The organism is Kribbella sp. NPDC005582, assembly GCF_040605415.1.
Taxonomy (GTDB): domain Bacteria; phylum Actinomycetota; class Actinomycetes; order Propionibacteriales; family Kribbellaceae; genus Kribbella.
Window position 1 is genome coordinate 428,277 of sequence record NZ_JBEXCU010000006.1, and the last position, 18,079, is coordinate 446,355.

The window sequence follows — 18,079 nt, forward strand, 5'->3', positions numbered from 1 at the left end:
CGAAGTGTTAGAAGGTGAACACACTTCGTGAGGAAGGTGGGCGCGATGCAGGCCACTGATGCGCGGGTCCGGCATGAGCTGGAGCTGGCGTTGCGGAACGGGCCGTTTCCGGCTGCGCTGCACCTGGCGATCGAGGCCAGCGGACTGACGCTGGAGGAGATCCGGGACTGGCTGGGGGAGCGCGGTGCGCATTTGAGCATCGCGACCCTCAGCTACTGGCGTCGTGGGCGGAGCCGGCCGGAGCGGGCGGCCTCGATGCTGGCGGTCCGGCTGCTCGAGGAACTGCTGGGGCTTCCGCCGAACGCGTTGATGTCGTTGCTGGGACCGCGCCGGGTGCGTGGCCGCTGGATCGGTCATGTGCCGGGGAGTGTTCCGCCGCAGCTGCTCTTCGCTGACTCCCGGCCGGACGCGCTGATGCGGACGGTCGGCGTACCGCAGCAGGGGCGGCTGCGGCGGGTCAGTGTGCATGTGACTGTCGAGCTGGGCGCGGATCGGATGGTCGAGCGGATCCGGATCCGGGAGCTGCTCCGGGCCGCTGCGCATCGGGTTTCCCGGCTGGCGGTGCTGTACTTCGCGGAAGAGCGACCGGATCAGCCGCCCGAGCTCACTGTGGTGTCCAATGCGCGGATCGGTCAGGTGGAGACGGATCGCACGGCCGGCCTGGTCGTGGCCGAGCTGATCCTGGATCGCGTGCTGGAGGTCGGTGAGCCCGCACTGGTCGAGTACGAATGGCGGTTCGCGCCCGGCACGTTGATGGTCAACTACGAGCACCGGTTCGTCGAGCCCGTCCGCGAGTACGTGCTGCAGACGCGGTTCGCGCCAGGCGTCGTACCGGCGCAGTGTCATCGCTACGACCGGCGGACGGTGGCCGCGCCCGAAGGCAACCACACCGAGCTGTGGATCGGTGGCGCGGACTCGGCGCTGCTCGCGGAGACCGACGTACCGTCCGGGATCGTCGGCATGCGCTGGAGCTGGTCTCAACAGAATTGATCCTGACTGTGAAAGCCGCCTTTTAACAGAGGTGTTCGCGCCCTCGGCCCGCTGCCTACCTTCAGTGCGTTCCCCATCGCACAGGAGGAAGCATGAGCAGAGCAGTACGGCGCGCGGCCGCCTCGGTCGTCGCGATCACGGCGGGCCTCGCCGTGATCTCGACGACCCCCGCCGCGTCGGCTCAGGATCCGTCGCCGCCGCGCGCGGTCGTCAACCACGCCAGTCATCCCGTCCCCGGCACCTATCTCGTCACGCTCGCCCCACAACGCAGTGTGGCCGCAGTCACCAGTACGGCGGCCGCCCTCGCCGACCGGTACGGCGGTGACGTCAAAAGCGTGCTGACGGCAACAATGCAGGGCTACGTCGTCAAGAACCTCTCGGCCGGCCAGGCTCGCAAGCTCGCGAACGACCCAGCCGTCGCCGAGGTGCGGCAGAGCGGCCGCGCCTCGATCGGCGGGCCGGGCGGCACGCAGAGCAGCCCGATCAACTGGGGTCTCGACCGCATCGACCAGCGCGACCGGCCGCTCGACCGCAGCTACACCTATCCGAACGACGGCGCGGGCGTGAACATCTACATCGTCGACACCGGCATCCGTTACACGCATCAGGAATTCGAGGGCCGGGCGAAGTTCGGCGCCGACTTCCACGCGACGCCGAACCAGGGCAACGACTGCAACAACCACGGCTCGCACGTCTCCGGGATCGCCGCCGGCAAGACCCGCGGGGTCGCGAAGAAGGCCAACCTGATCTCGGTCCGCATCCTCGGTTGCGACGGGTACGGCGAGGACGCCGACCTGATCACGGCCGCCGAATGGGTGACCAAGAACGCCGTCAAGCCCGCGGTCGTCAACCTGAGCGTCTACACCGACGACAAGGACATCGCGGTCAACGCGATCAAGGCGTCGATCGACTCCGGCGTGCAGTGGTCACTGATCACCGGCAACAACGGCGGCAACGCTTGCAACTACGGCCCGGGCGGTCAGACGCCGGCCGCACTGCAGGTGGCGAATGCGACGAGCAACGACACCCGCGCCGGCGACTCCAACGCGGGCAGCTGCATGGACCTGTTCGCTCCGGGCTCGGGGATCGACTCCGCGTTCAAGGGCAGCGATACGGCGTACGGGCAACTCAGCGGTACGTCGATGGCCGCGCCGCATGTGGCCGGGGCGATGGCGCTGCGTCTGTCCGAGCAGCCGAGCAGCACACCGGCGCAGTTGCAGCAGTGGATCATGGACAACGCCAGCACCGGCAAGATGTCCGGACTCTCCTCGGACACCCCGAACAAGCTGCTCTACATCCCGAACGGGCCGACAACGCCGCCGCCCGGCTGTGACAGCACCGTGCACCCCAACGTCATCGGTGGTACGCCGACGACGGTCTGCAAGTACCCGTTCATCATCTCGCAGCACCGAGCCGGCGGAGCCCGGCCGACCGAGCAGTCGTGCACGGGAACAGTCGTGGCGAAGCGCGTCGTACTGATTGCGGCGCATTGCAAGTTCGCTCAGGGCGACAAGTACCTGATCTACGGGCGTGACGACCTCGCCGACACCTCCAAGGGCACCCGGATCGAGATCCAGGAGTACCGCACGCATCCGAACTACAACTCCAACGACGGTTGGCGAACCGGCTGGGACGTCGCCGTCATCATCACCAAGACCGACATCCCGACCCCGGCGGGCATGGCCTACCCGACGATCGCCAACTCCTCGGACTCGCTGCCGCTCGGCACCCGCGGTACGGCGATCGGCTACGGCAAGACGGACGCGAACGACAACCAGCGCAACACCAAGCTGTACGAGGCAGTCCTGCCCACGGTCGACAAGCAGAACTGCGCCACCATCAACCAGCAGTTCGACGAGCGCTACATGATGTGCAGCGGGTACGGCGATGGCAGCCTCGGTCTGTGCCAGGGTGACAGCGGCGGCCCGTACTACTACCAGGGCAAGGTGTACGGCGTCTTCTCGTGGCTCCGCACCGACTGCGCGTCGTACAACGCGCACGGCAAGCTCTGGGGTGTGATGGGCGACTGGGCCAACGAGCAGCTCGGCAACACCGAGCCGCCGCCCGGTGGTTCGGCCCCGACGGCCAGCCTCAACGTGAACTGCGCCAGCAGCCTGACCTGCACGCTCGACGGCTCCGCGTCCACCGACTCGGACGGCACGATCGCGTCGTACGCGTGGACCTTCGGCGACGGTACGACGGGCTCCGGGGCGAAGACCACACACACCTACCCGAGCAAGAACGGGACCTACACGGTCAAGCTCACCGTCACCGACAACTCCGGCAAGACCGGAAGTGCCGAGAAGCAGCTCCAATGCTGGTCCTTCGGCAGCGGCCAGGGCTTCTGCTTCTAGCTCGAGCAAGACCAGGCCCGCTGTCGCGAGACGGCGGGCCTGCGTTTCAGCTATCGCGCAATTTTGTTGAACGGGCGAAGAGCTCGTTGAGCTCGGCCTGCGGGATCTGGTCCTGCGCGAAGCTGATCGTGCCGTGCGTCGCGAGCTCCTCCGCGCTGCGCCGGATGAACCCGAGGGCGGCGCGGGCGATACTGCCGCCGAGGCTGATCCGCTGGACGCCGGCGGCCAGCAGGTCGGGGACGGTCAGGGTGGAGGAGCCGAGGCCGATCACCACGTTCACCGGGCCGTCGACCTCGCGGACGATCGTGCTGATGGTGTCGAGGTCGTTGACGCCGGGCACGTAGAGGCAGTCGGCGCCGGCTGCGCGGAAGCGGTTCGCGCGGTCGATCGAGTCGGCGAGGGAGGTCGGCGTACGGAGGAGTTGGCCGTCGGTGCGGGCGGTCAGGACGAAGTCGGCGCCCGCGGCCTCGCGCGCCGCGGTGATGCGGTCGACAGCGAGCTCCACGTCGTACAGCTTGTGGCCGTCGTAGTCCTCGATGTTGCCGCCGGCCAGCCCGGCCTCTCGCGCCAGGACGATCGTCTCGGCGACCTGGTCGGGCGCGGCGCCGTACCCGTCCTCGAGGTCACCACTCACCGGTACAGCGACCGCCGCGGCGATCTGCTGGATGCGCTCGAACATGTCCTCCCGGGACACGCCGGGCGCGCCATCGGGCAGTGTGTGGTCGCCCTTGGCCAGCGAGAACGCGATCCCCGCACTCGTCGTCGCGATCGCCGGAAACCCCGCCGCGGCGAGCAGAACCGCACTGCCCGCATCCCACGCGTTCGGCATCACGAACCCGGTCGCCGCCTCATGCAACGCACGAAATTCACTCATCCCCGAATCGTCCCACCACCCACCGACCGTTCTGCGTTTGGTGGGCCGGCCCACGCGGTTGTGGGTGGGCCCACCGCATGCAGTGGGCTGACCCACACTGCCGTGGGTCAGCCCATCAAATGGGGCTACTTGATTTCGGCGGCGGCTTCTTCGTCGAGGAGCCAGAGGGTGCGGTTGCGGCCCTTGGGGGCCGAGGCCGGCAAGGTGCTGGCCTCGGTGAGAGCCTCGGCGACCGCGGACGCCTTGTCCGCGCCGGAGACGACGAACCAGACCTCGCGGGACCGGTTCAGCGCCGGGATCGTGAGCGAGATCCGGGTCGGCGGCGGCTTGGGGGAGTCGTGGACGGCGACAGCCGAGACATCCATGACCTCGAGCTGCGGGTAGCCCGGGAACAACGAGGCCACGTGACCGTCGGGTCCAACGCCCAGCATCAGTACGTCGAACGCCGGTACGGCGCGGCCCTTGACGTCACTGAGCGCCGAGATCGTGGCGGCCAGCTCGGTCGCGTAGGCCTCGGCCGCAGCCTCGGGGGTCTGGCCGGTGTCCGCGGGCATCGGGTGCACGCGGGCCGGATCGAACTCGACCTTCGAGAGCAACGCGTCCCGGGCCTGGGTCTCGTTCCGCTCGGGGTCACCGGGCGGCAGGAACCGCTCGTCGCCCCACCAGAACTCCACCCGGTGCCAGTCGATCGTCGCACTGGCCGGCGATTCCGCCACGGCGCGGTAAACAGCTGCCGCGACCCGGCCACCGGTGAGCACCACCTGAGCGACCCGACCGTTGCTCTGGGCATCGACCAGCGCCGTGACAAACCGAGCCGCCACAGCATGCGCCAACGCGTTGGCGTCGCGGTGGATCAGCAGCTCGGGATCGACGACGCGCTCCGGCGTCGGCCCGCTCATGACCGACCCGCCACGCGCTTGCCCGCAGCCTTCTTCGCGGTCGTCTTCTTCGCAACAGCCTTCGTAGCCGCAGTTTTCTTGGCTGCGGTTTTCTTGGCGGTCGAGCGAGTGGCGGTCGAGCGAGAAGTCGTCGAGCGGGAGGCAGACGAAGACTTGGCAGTCTTCTTGACCGCCGACTTCTTCGCCGCCTTCTTAGCCGGGCTGGCCTTCTTGCCGTCAGCGTGCGCCGCCAGCTCGTCCGACGCAGCCTTGCCCGCAACGGCAGCGGTCTTCGCCGCCGCCCTGCTCACGGCAGCCTGCGTCGACCGCCGGTCCGCCTCGCTGACCGTCTTGGCCGAGGCAGGCATGTTCTCCCGCTCGACCATGCAGGCCAGCGTCTTCGCGTACACGTCGTCCGGGTCGAGTCGCCGCAACTCCTCGCTCAACAGCTCAGACGGCGTACGGCGCTTGAGCGCGACCGGCCGATCCGGCGCACCGGGAATCGTGAACGTCGCGACCGAACCATCCGGACGCGTCAACGCGATCGGTCCCGATCCCGTGAACATGCGTACGGCGGTGATGCCCGGACCACGTGAGTTCTTGTGCTCGACCGGCACACCCAGCCGATCCTGCAGCCAGGCCGCCATCAAGTCTGCCGAAGGGTTGCCCTTCGCCGACACAACCTCCGCCGCCAGCACCTTGGTCGGGTACTGGTCGAGAGCGGCCGCCATCAGCGCACGCCACGGCGTGAGCCGCGTCCAGGCGAAGTCGGTGTCGCCCGGCGCGTAGCCCTCGGCGCGTGCGGTGAAGTCGACCGTCGAGCGGCGGCCCGAGGCCGCGTCGGTCACCCGGCGACGGGCGAGGCGACCCAGCGGGTCCTCGGCCGGGACCTTCGGTCCGCCACCCGGCCACCAGACGATGACGGGGGAGTCCGGCAGCAGCAGCGGCGTGATGACCGACTCGGGAACCCGGGCCAGCTCACCGTGCAGCCGCAGCAGCACGGCCTCGCCCGGAATGCCCTCGCCCACCCGCACCTCGGCGTCCAGACCGGACGCACCGCGACCCGGCCGCAGGATCGCGACCAGGACGCGGGACGGGTGTTCGCGCCCGGCCTCGTTGGCCGCCTTCATCGCGTCGTGGTGGGACGCCTCGTCGACGACCACCACGATGGTCCCGACCATGCCCATGGCCGGTGAACCCGCGCTCCGGCGGGCCTTCAGCAGCGCCGACGCGATCTCGCTCGACGTCGTGTCGGTGAGGTCGATGATCATGGCCGCCTCCAAGCGCGTCCGTCGCGGGCGAGCATCTCGTGCGCCGAGTCCGGTCCCCAGTCACCCGAGGCGTACTGCTCCGGCGTACCGTGCTCGGCCCAGTAGTTGATCACCGGGTCGAGGATCTTCCAGCCCAGCTCGACCTCGGTGTGCTGCGGGAACAGCGGCGGGTCGCCGAGCAGGACGTCGAGGATGAGCCGCTCGTAGGCTTCCGGCGACGACTCGGTGAACGAGCCGCCGTACTGGAAGTCCATGTTGACGTCGCGGATCTCCATCGACGTACCGGGCACCTTGGCGCCGAAGCGCATCGTGATGCCCTCGTCCGGCTGGATCCTCAGGACCAGGGCGTTCTGGCCCAGCTCCTCGGTCTCGGTCTTGGTGAACGGCAGGTGCGGGGCGCGCTTGAACATCACCGCGACCTCGGTGACGCGACGCCCGAGGCGCTTGCCGGTGCGCAGGTAGAACGGGACGCCGGCCCAGCGCCGGGTGTCCACGTCGACCCGCATCGCGGCGAAGGTCTCGGTCGCGGAGTGCGCCGGGATGCCGTCCTCCTGCAGATAACCCTTGACCTTGCTGCCACCGGCCCAGCCGGCGGCGTACTGACCGCGGGCGGTGTGCAGGTCGAGGCGATCGGGCAGCTTGACCGCCGCGAGCACCTTCTTCTTCTCCTGCCGCAGCGACCACGCGTCGAAGCTGACCGGCTCCTCCATCGCGACCAGCGCGAGCAGCTGGAGCAGGTGGTTCTGGATCACGTCGCGGGCCGCGCCGATGCCGTCGTAGTACCCGGCCCGGCCGCCGATGCCGATGTCCTCGGCCATCGTGATCTGGACGTGGTCGACGTAGTGGCTGTTCCAGACCGGCTCGAACATCGCGTTCGCGAACCGGAGCGCCAGCATGTTCTGGACGGTTTCCTTGCCCAGGTAGTGGTCGATCCGGAAGACCGCCTCGGGCGGGAAGACCGACTCGACCACGCGGTTCAGCTCACGAGCACTCTGCAGGTCGTGGCCGAACGGCTTCTCGATGACGACGCGCCGCCACGAGCCCGGCTTCTCCTCGGTGAGGCCGTGCTCGGACAGCTGCTGCACGACCTGCGGGAACAGGCCCGGAGGAATGGACAGGTAGAACGCGTGGTTGCCACCGGTCCCACGGCTGACGTCCAGCTCGTCCACGGTCTCCCGCAGCCGCTTGAACGCCTCGTCGTCGGTGAGGTCACCGGGCACGAACCGGAAGCCCTCGGCCAGCTGCTGCCAGACCTCCTCGCGGAACGGTGTCCGCGCATGCTCCTTGACCGAGTCGTGCACGATCTGCGCGAAGTCCTGGTTGGTGAAGTCGCGCCGGGCGAAGCCGACCAGGGCGAAGCCCGGGGGCAGCAGCCCCCGGTTCGCCAGGTCGTAGACCGCCGGCATCAGCTTCTTCCGGGCCAGGTCGCCGGTGACACCGAAGATCACCAGGCTGCAGGGCCCGGCGATCCGCGGGAGCCGCCGGTCCTGCGGATCCCGCAGCGGGTTCACCGGGCCGACCGGCCCGTCGTCAAGCTCAGCGGTCATCAGCCGCAATCCTCCTGAGTGCTTACTTCGTGAACAGGGACAGCAGTTGCCGTACGCCGCTCGCCGGGTCGGTGAGGTGCAGCCGGAGCACCGGCCGGCCACGCTCGGCGAGTACGTTCGCGTCACCGGCTGCTTGAGCCGAGATCAACGTACCGAAGGTGAACGGGCGATCCGGGATCTCCACGTCGGCCGGGTGTGCCGCGGTGATCTGCAGGAACACGCCCTCGGGGTGACCGCCCTTGTGGTACTGGCCGGTCGAGTGCAGGAACCGCGGTCCCCAGCCGAAGGTGACCGGGCGGCCGGTCTTCGCCGCGAAGGCCGGCCGGATGCCGGTCAGCTCCGCGTCACGCTCGGAGTCGAGGTAGGCCATGACAGCCAGGTACCCCTTCTCGTCGAGCTGTCCCAGCAGCGCGTCGACCGCGCCCTGGAGCGAGTCGACACCGTCGAGCAGCCCCTCGGAACCGCGGACCTCGACGACACCGTCGGTGAAGGCAGCGGCCTCCGGCTCGGGCTGCGCGTCGAGCAGACCGCGGGCGGCCTTCTTCGCGCTCTCGACGTCCGGCTGGTCGAACGGGTCGATGCCCAGCAGGTAGCCGGCCACCGCCGTCGCTACCTCCCAGAGCAGGAACTGCCCGCCCAGCGAACCCGACGTCAGTGCCGTCGGTACGCCGCTGGCCGGCTTCGAGGCCAGCAACGCGTTGGTCAGGTCGGACGCCTCGCTCGTGAGCTCAGGCGCGCCGAGCTCGACGGCCACCGGCAGTACGCCGGTGCCGAGCTTGCCGGTGCTCTCGGCAATCAACTGCTCGGCCCAGTCGGGGAAACCGACGATGTCGGAGCCGTCGGCCGTGATGATCGCCTTGTCGCGACCCTCGGACGCGGCCAGCACCGCACCCAGCCACAGGGCCGGGTTGTCGGTCGAATCGGCCTGCAGGGCCGGAGCGGCCTCGGCGGCCTGCTCCAGGAGTTCGGCGATGTCCGCCCCGGCGAGACCGGACGGCACCAGGCCGAACGCGGTCAGCGCGCTGTAGCGGCCGCCGACGTTCGGGTCGGCGAGGAATGTCTTGCGGTACCCCTCGTCGGCCGCCAGCTTCTCGAACGGCGAACCCGGGTCGGTCACGACCACGATCCGCGAGGCCGCGTCGATTCCGGCGTCGGTGAACGCCTTCACGAAGGTCCGGCGATGGCTGTCGGTCTCGACGGTGCCACCGGACTTGCTGGAGACCACCACGACCGTCTTCGACAGGTCGCCGGCCAGCGCCCGCGCGACCACACTCGGGTCGGTCGAGTCCAGGACGACGAGGTCGACACCCGCCGTACGGGTGATCACCTCGGGCGCGAGAGACGAACCGCCCATGCCGGACAGGACCACCCGGTCGACGCCCTCGGCGCGGAGTGCGGCCTGCAGGGCCTCGATCTCGACCAGCAGCGGCCGCGAGGTCTCGTGCAGGTCCACCCAGCCGAGCCGGATCGCGGCCTCGGACTCGGCGTCCGGCCCCCAGATCGTCGCGTCCTTCGCGGCGATCCGGGAGGCGATCTTCTCCTCGACGAGCTTGTTGACGACCTCGGTCCAGTCGCCGTTGTGAGTCGTTACGGCAGTCACTTGGCGGCGCCCTTCAGGGCCGACGTGACGGTGTCCTGCAGCTCCGACCAGGAAGCGTCGAACTTCGAGACGCCCTCGTCCTCGAGCAGCTGCACGACCTCGTCGTACGAGATGCCCAGCTTCTCCAGGTCGTCGATCACCTTACGGTCGGCGTCGTAGTTGCCGCGGACGGTGTCGCCGGTCACCTCGCTGTGCTCCTCGACCGCCTTGATGGTTGCCTCGGGCATCGTGTTCACCACGCCGTTGGTGACCAGCTGGTCGACGTACAGAGTGGGGGAGTACGACGGGTCCTTGACGCCGGTGGACGCCCAGAGCGGACGCTGCGGCTTGGCGCCGGCGGTCTCGATCTCGCGCCAGCGGTCGGAGCTGAAGATCTCCTCGTAGGCCTGGAAGGCGAGCCGCGCGTTCGCGACGGCCGCCTTGCCCTTGAGGGCCTTGGCCTCGTCGGTGCCGATCGCGTCGAGGCGCTTGTCGATCTCGGTGTCGACCCGGCTGACGAAGAACGACGCCACGCTGGCCAGCTTGGTCACGTCGTGACCGTTGTCGATCGCCTGCTCGACGCCGGACAGGAACGCGTCCGCGACCGCCTTGTAGCGCTCGAGGGAGAAGATCAGCGTCACGTTCACGCTGATCCCGGCGGCCAGCGTCGCGGTGATCGCGGCCAGCCCTTCCTTGGTGGCCGGGATCTTGATGAAGACGTTCTCGCGGCCGACGATCTCCCACAGCTCCTTGGCCTGGTCGATCGTCTTCTGGGTGTCGCGGGCGAAGCCCGGCTCGACCTCGATCGAGACCCGGCCGTCCTGGCCGTCGGTGTCGTCGTAGATCGGCTTGAACAGGTCGGCCGCGTCCCGCACGTCGTCGGTGGTGATCACCCGGATCGCCTCGTCGGTCGAGACGCCCTGCGCGGCCAGCCGGCCGACGATCTCGGCGTACGCGTTCGCGTCCGAGATCGCCTTGGCGAAGATGGTCGGGTTCGTCGTCACGCCGACGACGTGCTTGTCCTCGATCAGGGTCCGCAGGCTGCCGCTGGTCAGCCGCTGCCGGGACAGGTCGTCGAGCCAGATGGAGACACCCGCGTCGGCGAGTGCTTTCAAGCGATCGTTCATTGTCCGATGCCTTCTTCCGGAATCTTCTGTTGTGAGGGTGATCAGGCGGCGTCGGCCGGGCCGACCGGGCCCGACGAGGCGCGCTTCGGCGGTACGCCGGGACCGGAGATACCGGCCGCCGTCGCGATGCTGTCCTTGGCCGCCTGGACGACCGCGGCGGTCGTGATGCCGAACTCGTCGTACAGGGTCTGGTAGGCGGCGGACGCGCCGTAGTGCTCGATGCTGACGCTGCGGCCGGCGTCACCGACGACGGCGTGCCAGCTCTGCGCGATCCCGGCCTCGACCGAGACGCGGGCCCGGACGTCGGCCGGGATGACGCTCTCGCGGTACGCGTCGTCCTGCTCGTCGAACCACTCGCGCGACGGCATCGACACGACCCGGGCGTTGATGCCCTCCTCGGCCAGCTTGGCGCGGGCCTCGACGGCGATCTGCAGCTCGGAGCCGGTGCCGATCAGCACCACGTCCGGCGTGCCCTCGGTGTCGAGGAGCGTGTAGGCGCCCTTCTTGACGTTCTCGGTGGTGGCGTAGCCGTCGGTCCCGCGCGGGAAGGTCGGCACGTTCTGCCGGGTCAGCGCCAGCGCCGCCGGGCGGTCGGTGTGCTCGAGGATCGCGGCCCAAGCGGCCGCCGTCTCGTTGGCGTCACCGGGGCGGACGACGTCCAGACCCGGGATCGCGCGCAGCGCCGACAGGTGCTCGATCGGCTGGTGCGTCGGGCCGTCCTCGCCGAGGCCGATCGAGTCGTGCGTCCAGACGTAGGTGACCGGCAGCTTCATCAGCGCGGCCAGCCGGACCGACGGGCGCATGTAGTCGGAGAAGACCAGGAACGTGCCGCCGTACGGACGGGTGCCGCCGTGCTGGGCGATGCCGTTCAGGATCGCGCCCATGCCGTGCTCGCGGATGCCGAAGTGCAGCACGCGGCCGTACTCGTCGCCCTGGAACTCGTCGGTCGAGCGCTCCGCCGGGATGAACGACGGCTCGCCCTTCGGGGTGGTGTTGTTCGAGCCGGCGAGGTCGGCCGAACCGCCCCACAGCTCGGGCAGCCCGGGGGCCAGCTTGGTGAGCACCTCGCCGGAGGCCGCGCGGGTGGCAACACCCTTGGCGTCCGGCTCCCAGCTCGGGAGGGCGTCCTGCCAGCCGGCCGGCAGCTCGCGCTTGGAGAGCCGGTCGATCAGCTCGGCCTGCTCGGTGTGGCCGACCTTCCACTTCTCGAACTCGGCGTTCCACGCGTCCTGCAGGGCCTGGCCGCGCTCGATCGCCTCGCGGGTGTGCGCGATCACGTCATCGGCGACCTCGAAGTCCTTGGCCGGGTCCCAGCCGAGGATCTCCTTGGTGGCCGCGACCTCCTCGGCGCCGAGCGCGTTGCCGTGCACCTTGCCGGTGCCCTTCTTGGTCGCCGCCGGCCAGCCGATGATCGTGCGCAGCTGGATGAAGCTCGGCTTGTCGGTGACCGCGTTACCGGCCTCGATCGCGTCGTACAGGGCCTGGACGTCTTCTTCGTAGCCGGTGCCGCCGTTGGTCCAGTCGACCGTGCGGACGTCCCAGCCGTACGCCGCGTAGCGGGCGGCGACGTCCTCGGAGAACGCGATGTTGGTGTCGTCCTCGATCGAGATCTTGTTGTCGTCCCAGATCACCGTGAGGTTGCCGAGCTGCTGGTGACCGGCCAGCGACGAGGCCTCGGAGGAGACGCCCTCCTCCAGGTCACCGTCGGAGGCGATCACGTAGATGTGGTGGTCGAACAGGCTCTCGCCCTTCGCGCTCTCGCGGTCGAACAGACCGCGCTCGCGGCGGGCCGCCATCGCCATGCCGACCGCGTTGCCGACACCCTGGCCGAGCGGGCCGGTGGTGGTCTCGACGCCGGGGGTGTGCCGGTACTCCGGGTGGCCCGGGGTCTTGCTGCCCCAGGTGCGCAGCGCCTTCAGGTCGTCGAGCTCCAGGCCGAAACCGGCCAGGTAGAGCTGGATGTAGAGCGTCAGGCTGGAGTGCCCGGCCGACAGCACGAAGCGGTCCCGGCCGGCCCAGTGCGGATCCGCCGGGTTGTGCCGCATCACCTTCTGGAACAACAGGTACGCCGCGGGTGCCAGGCTCATCGCGGTCCCGGGGTGGCCGTTGCCGACCTTCTCCACCGCGTCCATCGCAAGGACCCGCACAGTGTCGACCGCGCGCTTGTCGAGCTCGGTCCATTCAAGCTTGGGGCTGGTCTTCTCCGTCACGCCGGCGGCGCTCCTCTCGATGGCTGCGAACACTGCTGCTGGTTCTCGGTCAGGAGCCTACTCGCCGCTGCGTTTCAGGCGCCTCACAGATGAGCAACCCGGACGTGAACGTCGTTGTTCCCCCCATCACGCAGGGGGGTGGTCGGGCCCTCCTACCGCTCGTCGTAGACTGTCGAACCGTCAGCGCCGGTACCCCGGCGTCAACCTTCTGAGTTCGAGGTGTTCGTGACGGCCGTCGACCCGCGTCCAGCCGCGACGACGTCGTACCCGACGCCGCTGCCGGATCCATCCAGTGCGATGACTCCGTCGGTGCGCGACGTGGTGAAGGCGTACGTCGGTCTGACCAAGCCACGCATCATCGAGCTGCTGCTGATCACCACCGTGCCGGTGATGTTCCTGGCCGCCGGGGGAGTTCCGGGCCTCGGAGTCGTCGCCGCCACCCTGGTCGGCGGCATCCTCGCCTCCGGCAGCGCCAACACGATCAACTGCGTGCTGGACCGCGACATCGACGAGCAGATGCGCCGTACCCGCCGCCGCCCGCTGCCCCGGCACGCGGTCAGCCCGCGCTCGGCGACGATCTTCGGCGTCGTGCTCGGTGTGCTCGCCACGCTGGAGCTCGGCTTCTTCGTGAACTGGCTCTCGTCCGGCCTCGCGCTCGCCGCGAACCTGTTCTACGTCTTCGGCTACACGATGGTGCTGAAGCGCCGTACCGTCCAGAACATCGTCTGGGGCGGAATCGCGGGCTGCTTCCCGACCCTGATCGGCTGGACCGCGGTCACCAACGACATCGCCTGGACCCCGCTCGTCCTGTTCGGCGTCGTCTTCTTCTGGACGCCCCCGCACACCTGGGCCCTGGCCATGCGCTACCGCGAGGACTACGCCTCGGTCGACGTACCGATGCTCCCTGTCGTCGCCACCCCCGTCCAGACGGCCCGCCAGATCTTCGCCTACTCGATCGTCATGGTCCTCACCTCGATCGCGCTGTGGCCGGTCGCCGGCACCGGCTTCGTCTACCCGGTCGCCTCGATCGTCCTCGGCGTCGTCTTCCTCCGCGAAGCCCGCAACCTCCTCCGCCGCGCCCACACCGGCGCCGACGGCGCGGCCCTCCGCCCCATGCGCCTGTTCCACTTCTCCAACATCTACCTGGCGCTCCTCTTCATCGCCGCCGCGATCGACCCCCTCCTCCGCTAAAGGACACCGCCTCCGGCGGCGACAGTTCTTTGGGCGCCTCCGGCGCGGCTGCACGTGGTGCCGCCCTCACATGCTGACGAGCACACCCCCGATCAACCATGTCGGGCGGACGTGCAGCACTCACCAACAGGCGCTTTCGGCGGTCGAGCCGGAGCGCGTGAGCGTGGGGGTGTTGGTGTCGCTCGCGTTGGTGAGTGCTGGCGGTCCGGCTGTCGGTAAGAACACGTGATGGTTGTCCGGCGGGGTGCCGAGCAGGCATGGGTGAGCGTGGCGCGATGGGTGTCGAGGCACCACTACGTGTTGTTGCCTACGTCATCGGGTTGTCCGGGGGTGAGGGGTGGGGTGCAGATAGTTATGCCCTTGTGGACCTTGACCGGGTCGGGGTGCGGTGTTGCGATGTTGGGGTCTGTGGAGTGACTCCGCGTCTGGGGAGACACGAATCCAGGGGGCATGACTGTGGGGGTACGAACACGTATCGCTGCGATGGCAGCGCTCGCGATGGTGGGCTCGGTGCTGGTGGCGGGGCAGGCGGAGGCGACTGGCGTACTGAGGCCGGTGGCAACCAATCTGAACGGTCCACGGGGTGTGGCGACGTACGGACACAAGGTGATCTACAGCGTCACGGACGGGTCGGTCTACGCGACGGACGGGCACCGGCGGTGGAAGCTCGGGCAGGTGCCGGGCGGGTTCCCGCCGGCGATCGACACCAATGCTTGGGGTACGACGTACGCGCTGACCGGCGCGGGTGGTGAGCCGGGGCAGCCGCTGCCGCCGGGTGGGGCGACCTTGTACCGGTTGCGGCCGGGTAGGTCGGCGGTCGTGGTGGCGGACATCGCGAAGTACCAGGCGAAGGATCCCGATCCGTACAACCAGGCCGACCCGCCGACGGAGAGCAACCCGTTCGGGGTGGCGGCGCTGCGGGACGGAACGGTGCTGGTTTCCGATGCCGCGAACAACGATCTGCTCCGGGTCTGGCCGAACGGGACGATCAAGACCGTGGCACGGTTGAAGCCGCGGTGGGTGAAGACGCCGGCCGGACTGGGATCGGAAGCACCACCAGCCGGTACGCCGTTCCTGGCCGAAGCGGTCGCGACGTCGGTCACGGTCGGCTCGGACGGTTACTGGTACGTCGGTGAGCTCCGCGGCTTCCCGGCCACACCAGGGACCTCGGAGATCTGGCGGATCAAGCCCGGCTCGGTCGGCGCGGTCTGCGATCCGGCGAAGCCGTGGAAGGGCAACTGCAAGCGGTACGCCGACGGCTACACGTCGATCGTCGACCTCGCCGGTGGACCGCATCGCCAGCTCGCCGTGGTACAGCTGGCTCGCGAGAGCTGGCTGAAGTTCGAGATGGGCGGTTCGCCGATCGGATCGCTGATCGTGCAGGACAAGTGGGGCCACCGGCGAGAGCTTGCCCGCGGCAAGCTGAACCTTCCCGGCGGCGTCGCCTACAACCGCTGGGGGCAGCTCTTCGTCTCGTCGCCGGTCTTCGGGACGGGCGCGGTCTACCGGGTCAGGTAGCCGGTGTCCCGCGTTCGCCGTACACGGCAGTGACCAAGGCGATCAGCAGCCCGGCGAAGAACATGTGGATCAGTACGAGCACCCAAGGGAGGTGCGTGAAGTACTGAGTGAAGCCGACCGCACCCTGCAGGAGCTCGGCCGCCAACAGCCAGGCCGCAAGCTTCCGCAGGGTGCGGGAGGTCGCGGTCACCCGGGTGGCGATGACCAGGGCGATCGTGATGCCGAGCAGGCCGAACACCACGTCGGCGTGCAGCTGACTGATCAGCTCCTCGTCGAATCCGTTCCGGCCGGTGTCCGGGTCGCCGGAGTGCGGCCCGGCGCCGGTCACCAAGGTGCCGATGGCAACGGTCAGCCAGACGGCCACGACGGACGCGGTGGCCAGGGCCCGGACGACCGGGGGAGTGTGCGGGTAGGGACTGGTGCGCGACCGCCGCATCATCGACACCGTCAGCGTGATGATGATCGGTGAGACCAGGAAGTGCGCGGAGACGATCCACGGGTTCAGGCCCGTGAGGACGCTCACACCGCCGATGACGGCCTGCAGCGGTACGCCGAGCGCGGCTGCGGTGGCGAGCCTCCGCAGGTCCCGGCGGATCGGGCGGTACCGCATCACGGCCAGCCAGGTTCCGATCGCCACGATCGCGACCACGAAGCCGAGCATCCGGTTGCCGAACTCGATCGCGCCGTGCATCCCGAGCGCGGCATGCGGCACGTACGACTCGTCGGTGCACTGCGGCCAGGTCGGGCACCCGAGTCCCGAGCCGGTGAGGCGGACCAGACCGCCGGTGACCACGATGCCGATGTTGACGATCACCGACGCCCAGCCCCAGCGCCGGACCGCGTCCAGGCTCGGTTCGGGCACCAGGCGCCAGAGCCGGCCGACTGGTTCAGTCTGTTGGGGCGGAAGTTCGGTCGTCATCACCGGCACACTCTAAAGGTCAGTCCCATCGGAAGGTTCGGGAGACCAGGTACCCGAGGACTCCCGCCCACAGCGCCAGCGCCAGGGCGGCGGCCCAGGGGATGATCCCCTCGACAGTGGAGTTCGACAGCCCGCTGGCCAGCGCGGCGCTCGGCAGCAGCCGGACCACGCCCCGCATGGCTTCCGGGTACTCGGTGACCGGCGTCATCACCGCACCACCGGCCAGCAGCAGGAGATAGAGCAGGTTCGCGGCGGCGAGAGTCGCCTCGGCGCGCAGTACGCCGGCCATCAGCAGACCGAGGGACGCGAAGGCCGCCGTACCGCAGAGGACTGTCAGTACGACGCCGACGACCGCGTCCACGCCGCCGACCGGCTTCCAGCCGAGGGCGAACCCGGTCCCGATCAGTACGGCGAACTGGATCACCTGCACGATCAGCACCGCGCCGATCTTCCCGGCGAGCAGTCCGCCCCGCGACAGCGGCGATGCGCCGAGCCGCTTGATCACGCCGTACCGGCGTTCGAAGCCGGTGGCGATCGCCAGCGAGGTGAACGACGAGGAGAGCACGGCAAGCGCGAGCACCCGCGGTACGGCGTCATCGATCGGCCGCGCGTCACCCAGTGGCAGCCGATTACCGAGGCCGGTCGCACCGAGCAGCAGAAGCAGCCCAAGCGGGATGACGAGGGCCAGCAGCAGTTGCTCGCCGTTGCGGATCAGAAGCTTGAACTCCATCCGCGTATGCGCCAGCACCTTCTGCGACCACGGCGCACTGCCCGGTTGAGGTGCGTACGTCGTCATGAGTTCTCTCGCTTCGGTGCGGTCAGTTCGAGGTACACGTCCTCCAGCGACTTGGTGCCGTGTTCGGTCAAGGTGTCCGGAGTGCCGGAGGCGATCAGCTTCCCGGCCGCCATCACGTGCACCTGGTCGGACAACTGCTCGGCCTCGTCCATCGCGTGCGTAGTCAGTACGACGGTCACTCCGTCGTCGCGCAGATCGCGGATCAACTGCCAGATCTCACGGCGCCCGTGCGGGTCCAGGCCGGTGGTCGGTTCGTCGAGGAAGGCGATCTCCGGCCGGCCGACGATCGCCAGCGCGAGCGACAGCCGCTGCTTCTGCCCACCCGACAACCGCCGGTACGGCGTCTTGCCGCAGGTACCGAGGTCGAGCCGGTCCACGAGCGTGCCGATGTCGAGCGGATGCGCGTGCAGCGTGGCGACGTACTTGAGCATCTCGAGGGCGCGCACGCCGGACCAGGCGCCACCCTCCTGCAGCATCACGCCGATCCGCGGCATCAGCTCGTCGTGGTCGGCGATCGGGTCCAGGCCGAGCACCCGGACACTGCCCGAGTCCGGCCGCCGGAAGCCCTCGCAACTCTCCACGGTCGTGGTCTTGCCGGCCCCGTTGGGGCCGAGCACGGACGTGACGGCGCCGGCGGTTACGGTGAGGGTGAGTCCGTCGACAGCGGCCTTCTCGCCGTACCGCACGACGAGGTTGTCGATCTCTACCGCGACTGGCACAACCGCAGCATAGAGAACCCCCGGACGTGACCCTGCTCACGCCCACCTCTTCTGCTCAGCGGAGCGGCGTGAACCGGTTAGGGGAGCCTTATTTGAAGGGCACCCT

General features: G+C 69.1%; 14 protein-coding genes. 4 read left to right on the forward strand and 10 right to left on the reverse strand.

Going from position 1 to position 18,079, the window contains the following annotated elements; translation table 11 throughout:
- Positions 1-45 precede the first annotated feature (45 nt).
- Positions 46-990 (forward strand): XRE family transcriptional regulator, encoded by a 945-nt coding sequence (locus tag ABZS29_RS31320; RefSeq protein ID WP_355467366.1) that lies wholly within the window; start codon positions 46-48, stop codon positions 988-990.
- A gap of 92 nt (positions 991-1,082) precedes the next feature.
- Entirely contained in the window at positions 1,083-3,344 is a 2,262-nt protein-coding gene (locus tag ABZS29_RS31325) for a S8 family serine peptidase (RefSeq protein ID WP_355467368.1), read from the forward strand.
- A 46-nt stretch (positions 3,345-3,390) separates the two neighbouring features.
- Here the strand turns inward: ABZS29_RS31325 and ABZS29_RS31330 are convergent, their stop codons facing one another.
- The 7 genes from ABZS29_RS31330 to tkt all read right to left on the reverse strand — a co-directional run bounded on the left by ABZS29_RS31330 (position 3,391) and on the right by tkt (position 12,830).
- A complete protein-coding gene (locus ABZS29_RS31330; RefSeq protein ID WP_355467370.1) occupies positions 3,391-4,218 on the reverse strand; it encodes an isocitrate lyase/phosphoenolpyruvate mutase family protein in 828 nt (275 codons plus the stop codon).
- Positions 4,219-4,343: 125 nt separating this feature from the next.
- A complete protein-coding gene (gene pgl / locus ABZS29_RS31335) occupies positions 4,344-5,117 on the reverse strand; it encodes a 6-phosphogluconolactonase (protein ID WP_355467372.1) in 774 nt (257 codons plus the stop codon).
- A complete protein-coding gene (locus ABZS29_RS31340) occupies positions 5,114-6,367 on the reverse strand; it encodes a glucose-6-phosphate dehydrogenase assembly protein OpcA (protein ID WP_355467374.1) in 1,254 nt (417 codons plus the stop codon). The genes pgl and ABZS29_RS31340 overlap by 4 nt, the downstream gene beginning before the upstream one ends.
- Entirely contained in the window at positions 6,364-7,914 is a 1,551-nt protein-coding gene (gene zwf, locus ABZS29_RS31345) for a glucose-6-phosphate dehydrogenase (RefSeq protein ID WP_355467376.1), read from the reverse strand. Before zwf ends, ABZS29_RS31340 begins: the two co-directional genes overlap by 4 nt.
- 22 nt (positions 7,915-7,936) lie before the next feature.
- Entirely contained in the window at positions 7,937-9,514 is a 1,578-nt protein-coding gene (locus ABZS29_RS31350; protein WP_355467378.1) for a glucose-6-phosphate isomerase, read from the reverse strand.
- Positions 9,511-10,620: a transaldolase gene (gene tal / locus ABZS29_RS31355; protein WP_355467380.1), complete on the reverse strand. Its 1,110-nt coding sequence runs from the start codon at positions 10,618-10,620 to the stop codon at positions 9,511-9,513. The genes ABZS29_RS31350 and tal overlap by 4 nt, the downstream gene beginning before the upstream one ends.
- A gap of 41 nt (positions 10,621-10,661) precedes the next feature.
- The gene (gene tkt, locus ABZS29_RS31360; RefSeq protein WP_355467382.1) at positions 10,662-12,830 is read right to left on the reverse strand and encodes a transketolase; all 2,169 of its coding nucleotides are present in this window, start codon (positions 12,828-12,830) and stop codon (positions 10,662-10,664) included.
- A 297-nt stretch (positions 12,831-13,127) separates the two neighbouring features.
- On the opposite strand from tkt, the gene ABZS29_RS31365 reads away from it, so the two are divergent.
- Entirely contained in the window at positions 13,128-14,021 is an 894-nt protein-coding gene (locus tag ABZS29_RS31365) for a heme o synthase (RefSeq protein WP_355467529.1), read from the forward strand.
- 483 nt (positions 14,022-14,504) lie between these two features.
- Entirely contained in the window at positions 14,505-15,539 is a 1,035-nt protein-coding gene (locus ABZS29_RS31370; protein WP_355467384.1) for a ScyD/ScyE family protein, read from the forward strand.
- Here the strand turns inward: ABZS29_RS31370 and ABZS29_RS31375 are convergent.
- From ABZS29_RS31375 to ABZS29_RS31385, 3 genes are read right to left on the reverse strand one after another with little or no spacing between them, the layout of a single operon-like run.
- Positions 15,532-16,458, reverse strand: a complete 927-nt coding sequence (locus ABZS29_RS31375) for a COX15/CtaA family protein (protein ID WP_355467386.1) — start codon at positions 16,456-16,458, stop codon at positions 15,532-15,534. The two genes, ABZS29_RS31370 and ABZS29_RS31375, sit on opposite strands and share 8 nt — an antisense overlap.
- Positions 16,459-16,477: 19 nt before the next feature.
- Positions 16,478-17,254, reverse strand: a complete 777-nt coding sequence (locus ABZS29_RS31380) for an ABC transporter permease (protein WP_355467388.1) — start codon at positions 17,252-17,254, stop codon at positions 16,478-16,480.
- Entirely contained in the window at positions 17,251-17,973 is a 723-nt protein-coding gene (locus tag ABZS29_RS31385; protein ID WP_355467389.1) for an ABC transporter ATP-binding protein, read from the reverse strand. Before ABZS29_RS31385 ends, ABZS29_RS31380 begins: the two co-directional genes overlap by 4 nt.
- Positions 17,974-18,079 lie beyond the last annotated feature (106 nt).

Bases quoted from the DNA above. Each gene is read 5' to 3' on its own strand.
- ABZS29_RS31320 (WP_355467366.1), top strand. From the start codon at position 46: ATGCAGGCCACTGATGCGCGGGTCCGGCATGAGCTGGAGCTGGCGTTG.
- ABZS29_RS31325 (WP_355467368.1), top strand. From the start codon at position 1,083: ATGAGCAGAGCAGTACGGCGCGCGGCCGCCTCGGTCGTCGCGATCACG.
- ABZS29_RS31330 (WP_355467370.1), bottom strand. From the start codon at position 4,218: ATGAGTGAATTTCGTGCGTTGCATGAGGCGGCGACCGGGTTCGTGATG.
- pgl (WP_355467372.1), bottom strand. From the start codon at position 5,117: ATGAGCGGGCCGACGCCGGAGCGCGTCGTCGATCCCGAGCTGCTGATC.
- ABZS29_RS31340 (WP_355467374.1), bottom strand. From the start codon at position 6,367: ATGATCATCGACCTCACCGACACGACGTCGAGCGAGATCGCGTCGGCG.
- zwf (WP_355467376.1), bottom strand. From the start codon at position 7,914: ATGACCGCTGAGCTTGACGACGGGCCGGTCGGCCCGGTGAACCCGCTG.
- tal (WP_355467380.1), bottom strand. From the start codon at position 10,620: ATGAACGATCGCTTGAAAGCACTCGCCGACGCGGGTGTCTCCATCTGG.
- ABZS29_RS31365 (WP_355467529.1), top strand. From the start codon at position 13,128: ATGACTCCGTCGGTGCGCGACGTGGTGAAGGCGTACGTCGGTCTGACC.
- ABZS29_RS31370 (WP_355467384.1), top strand. From the start codon at position 14,505: ATGGCAGCGCTCGCGATGGTGGGCTCGGTGCTGGTGGCGGGGCAGGCG.
- ABZS29_RS31375 (WP_355467386.1), bottom strand. From the start codon at position 16,458: ATGACGACCGAACTTCCGCCCCAACAGACTGAACCAGTCGGCCGGCTC.
- ABZS29_RS31380 (WP_355467388.1), bottom strand. From the start codon at position 17,254: ATGACGACGTACGCACCTCAACCGGGCAGTGCGCCGTGGTCGCAGAAG.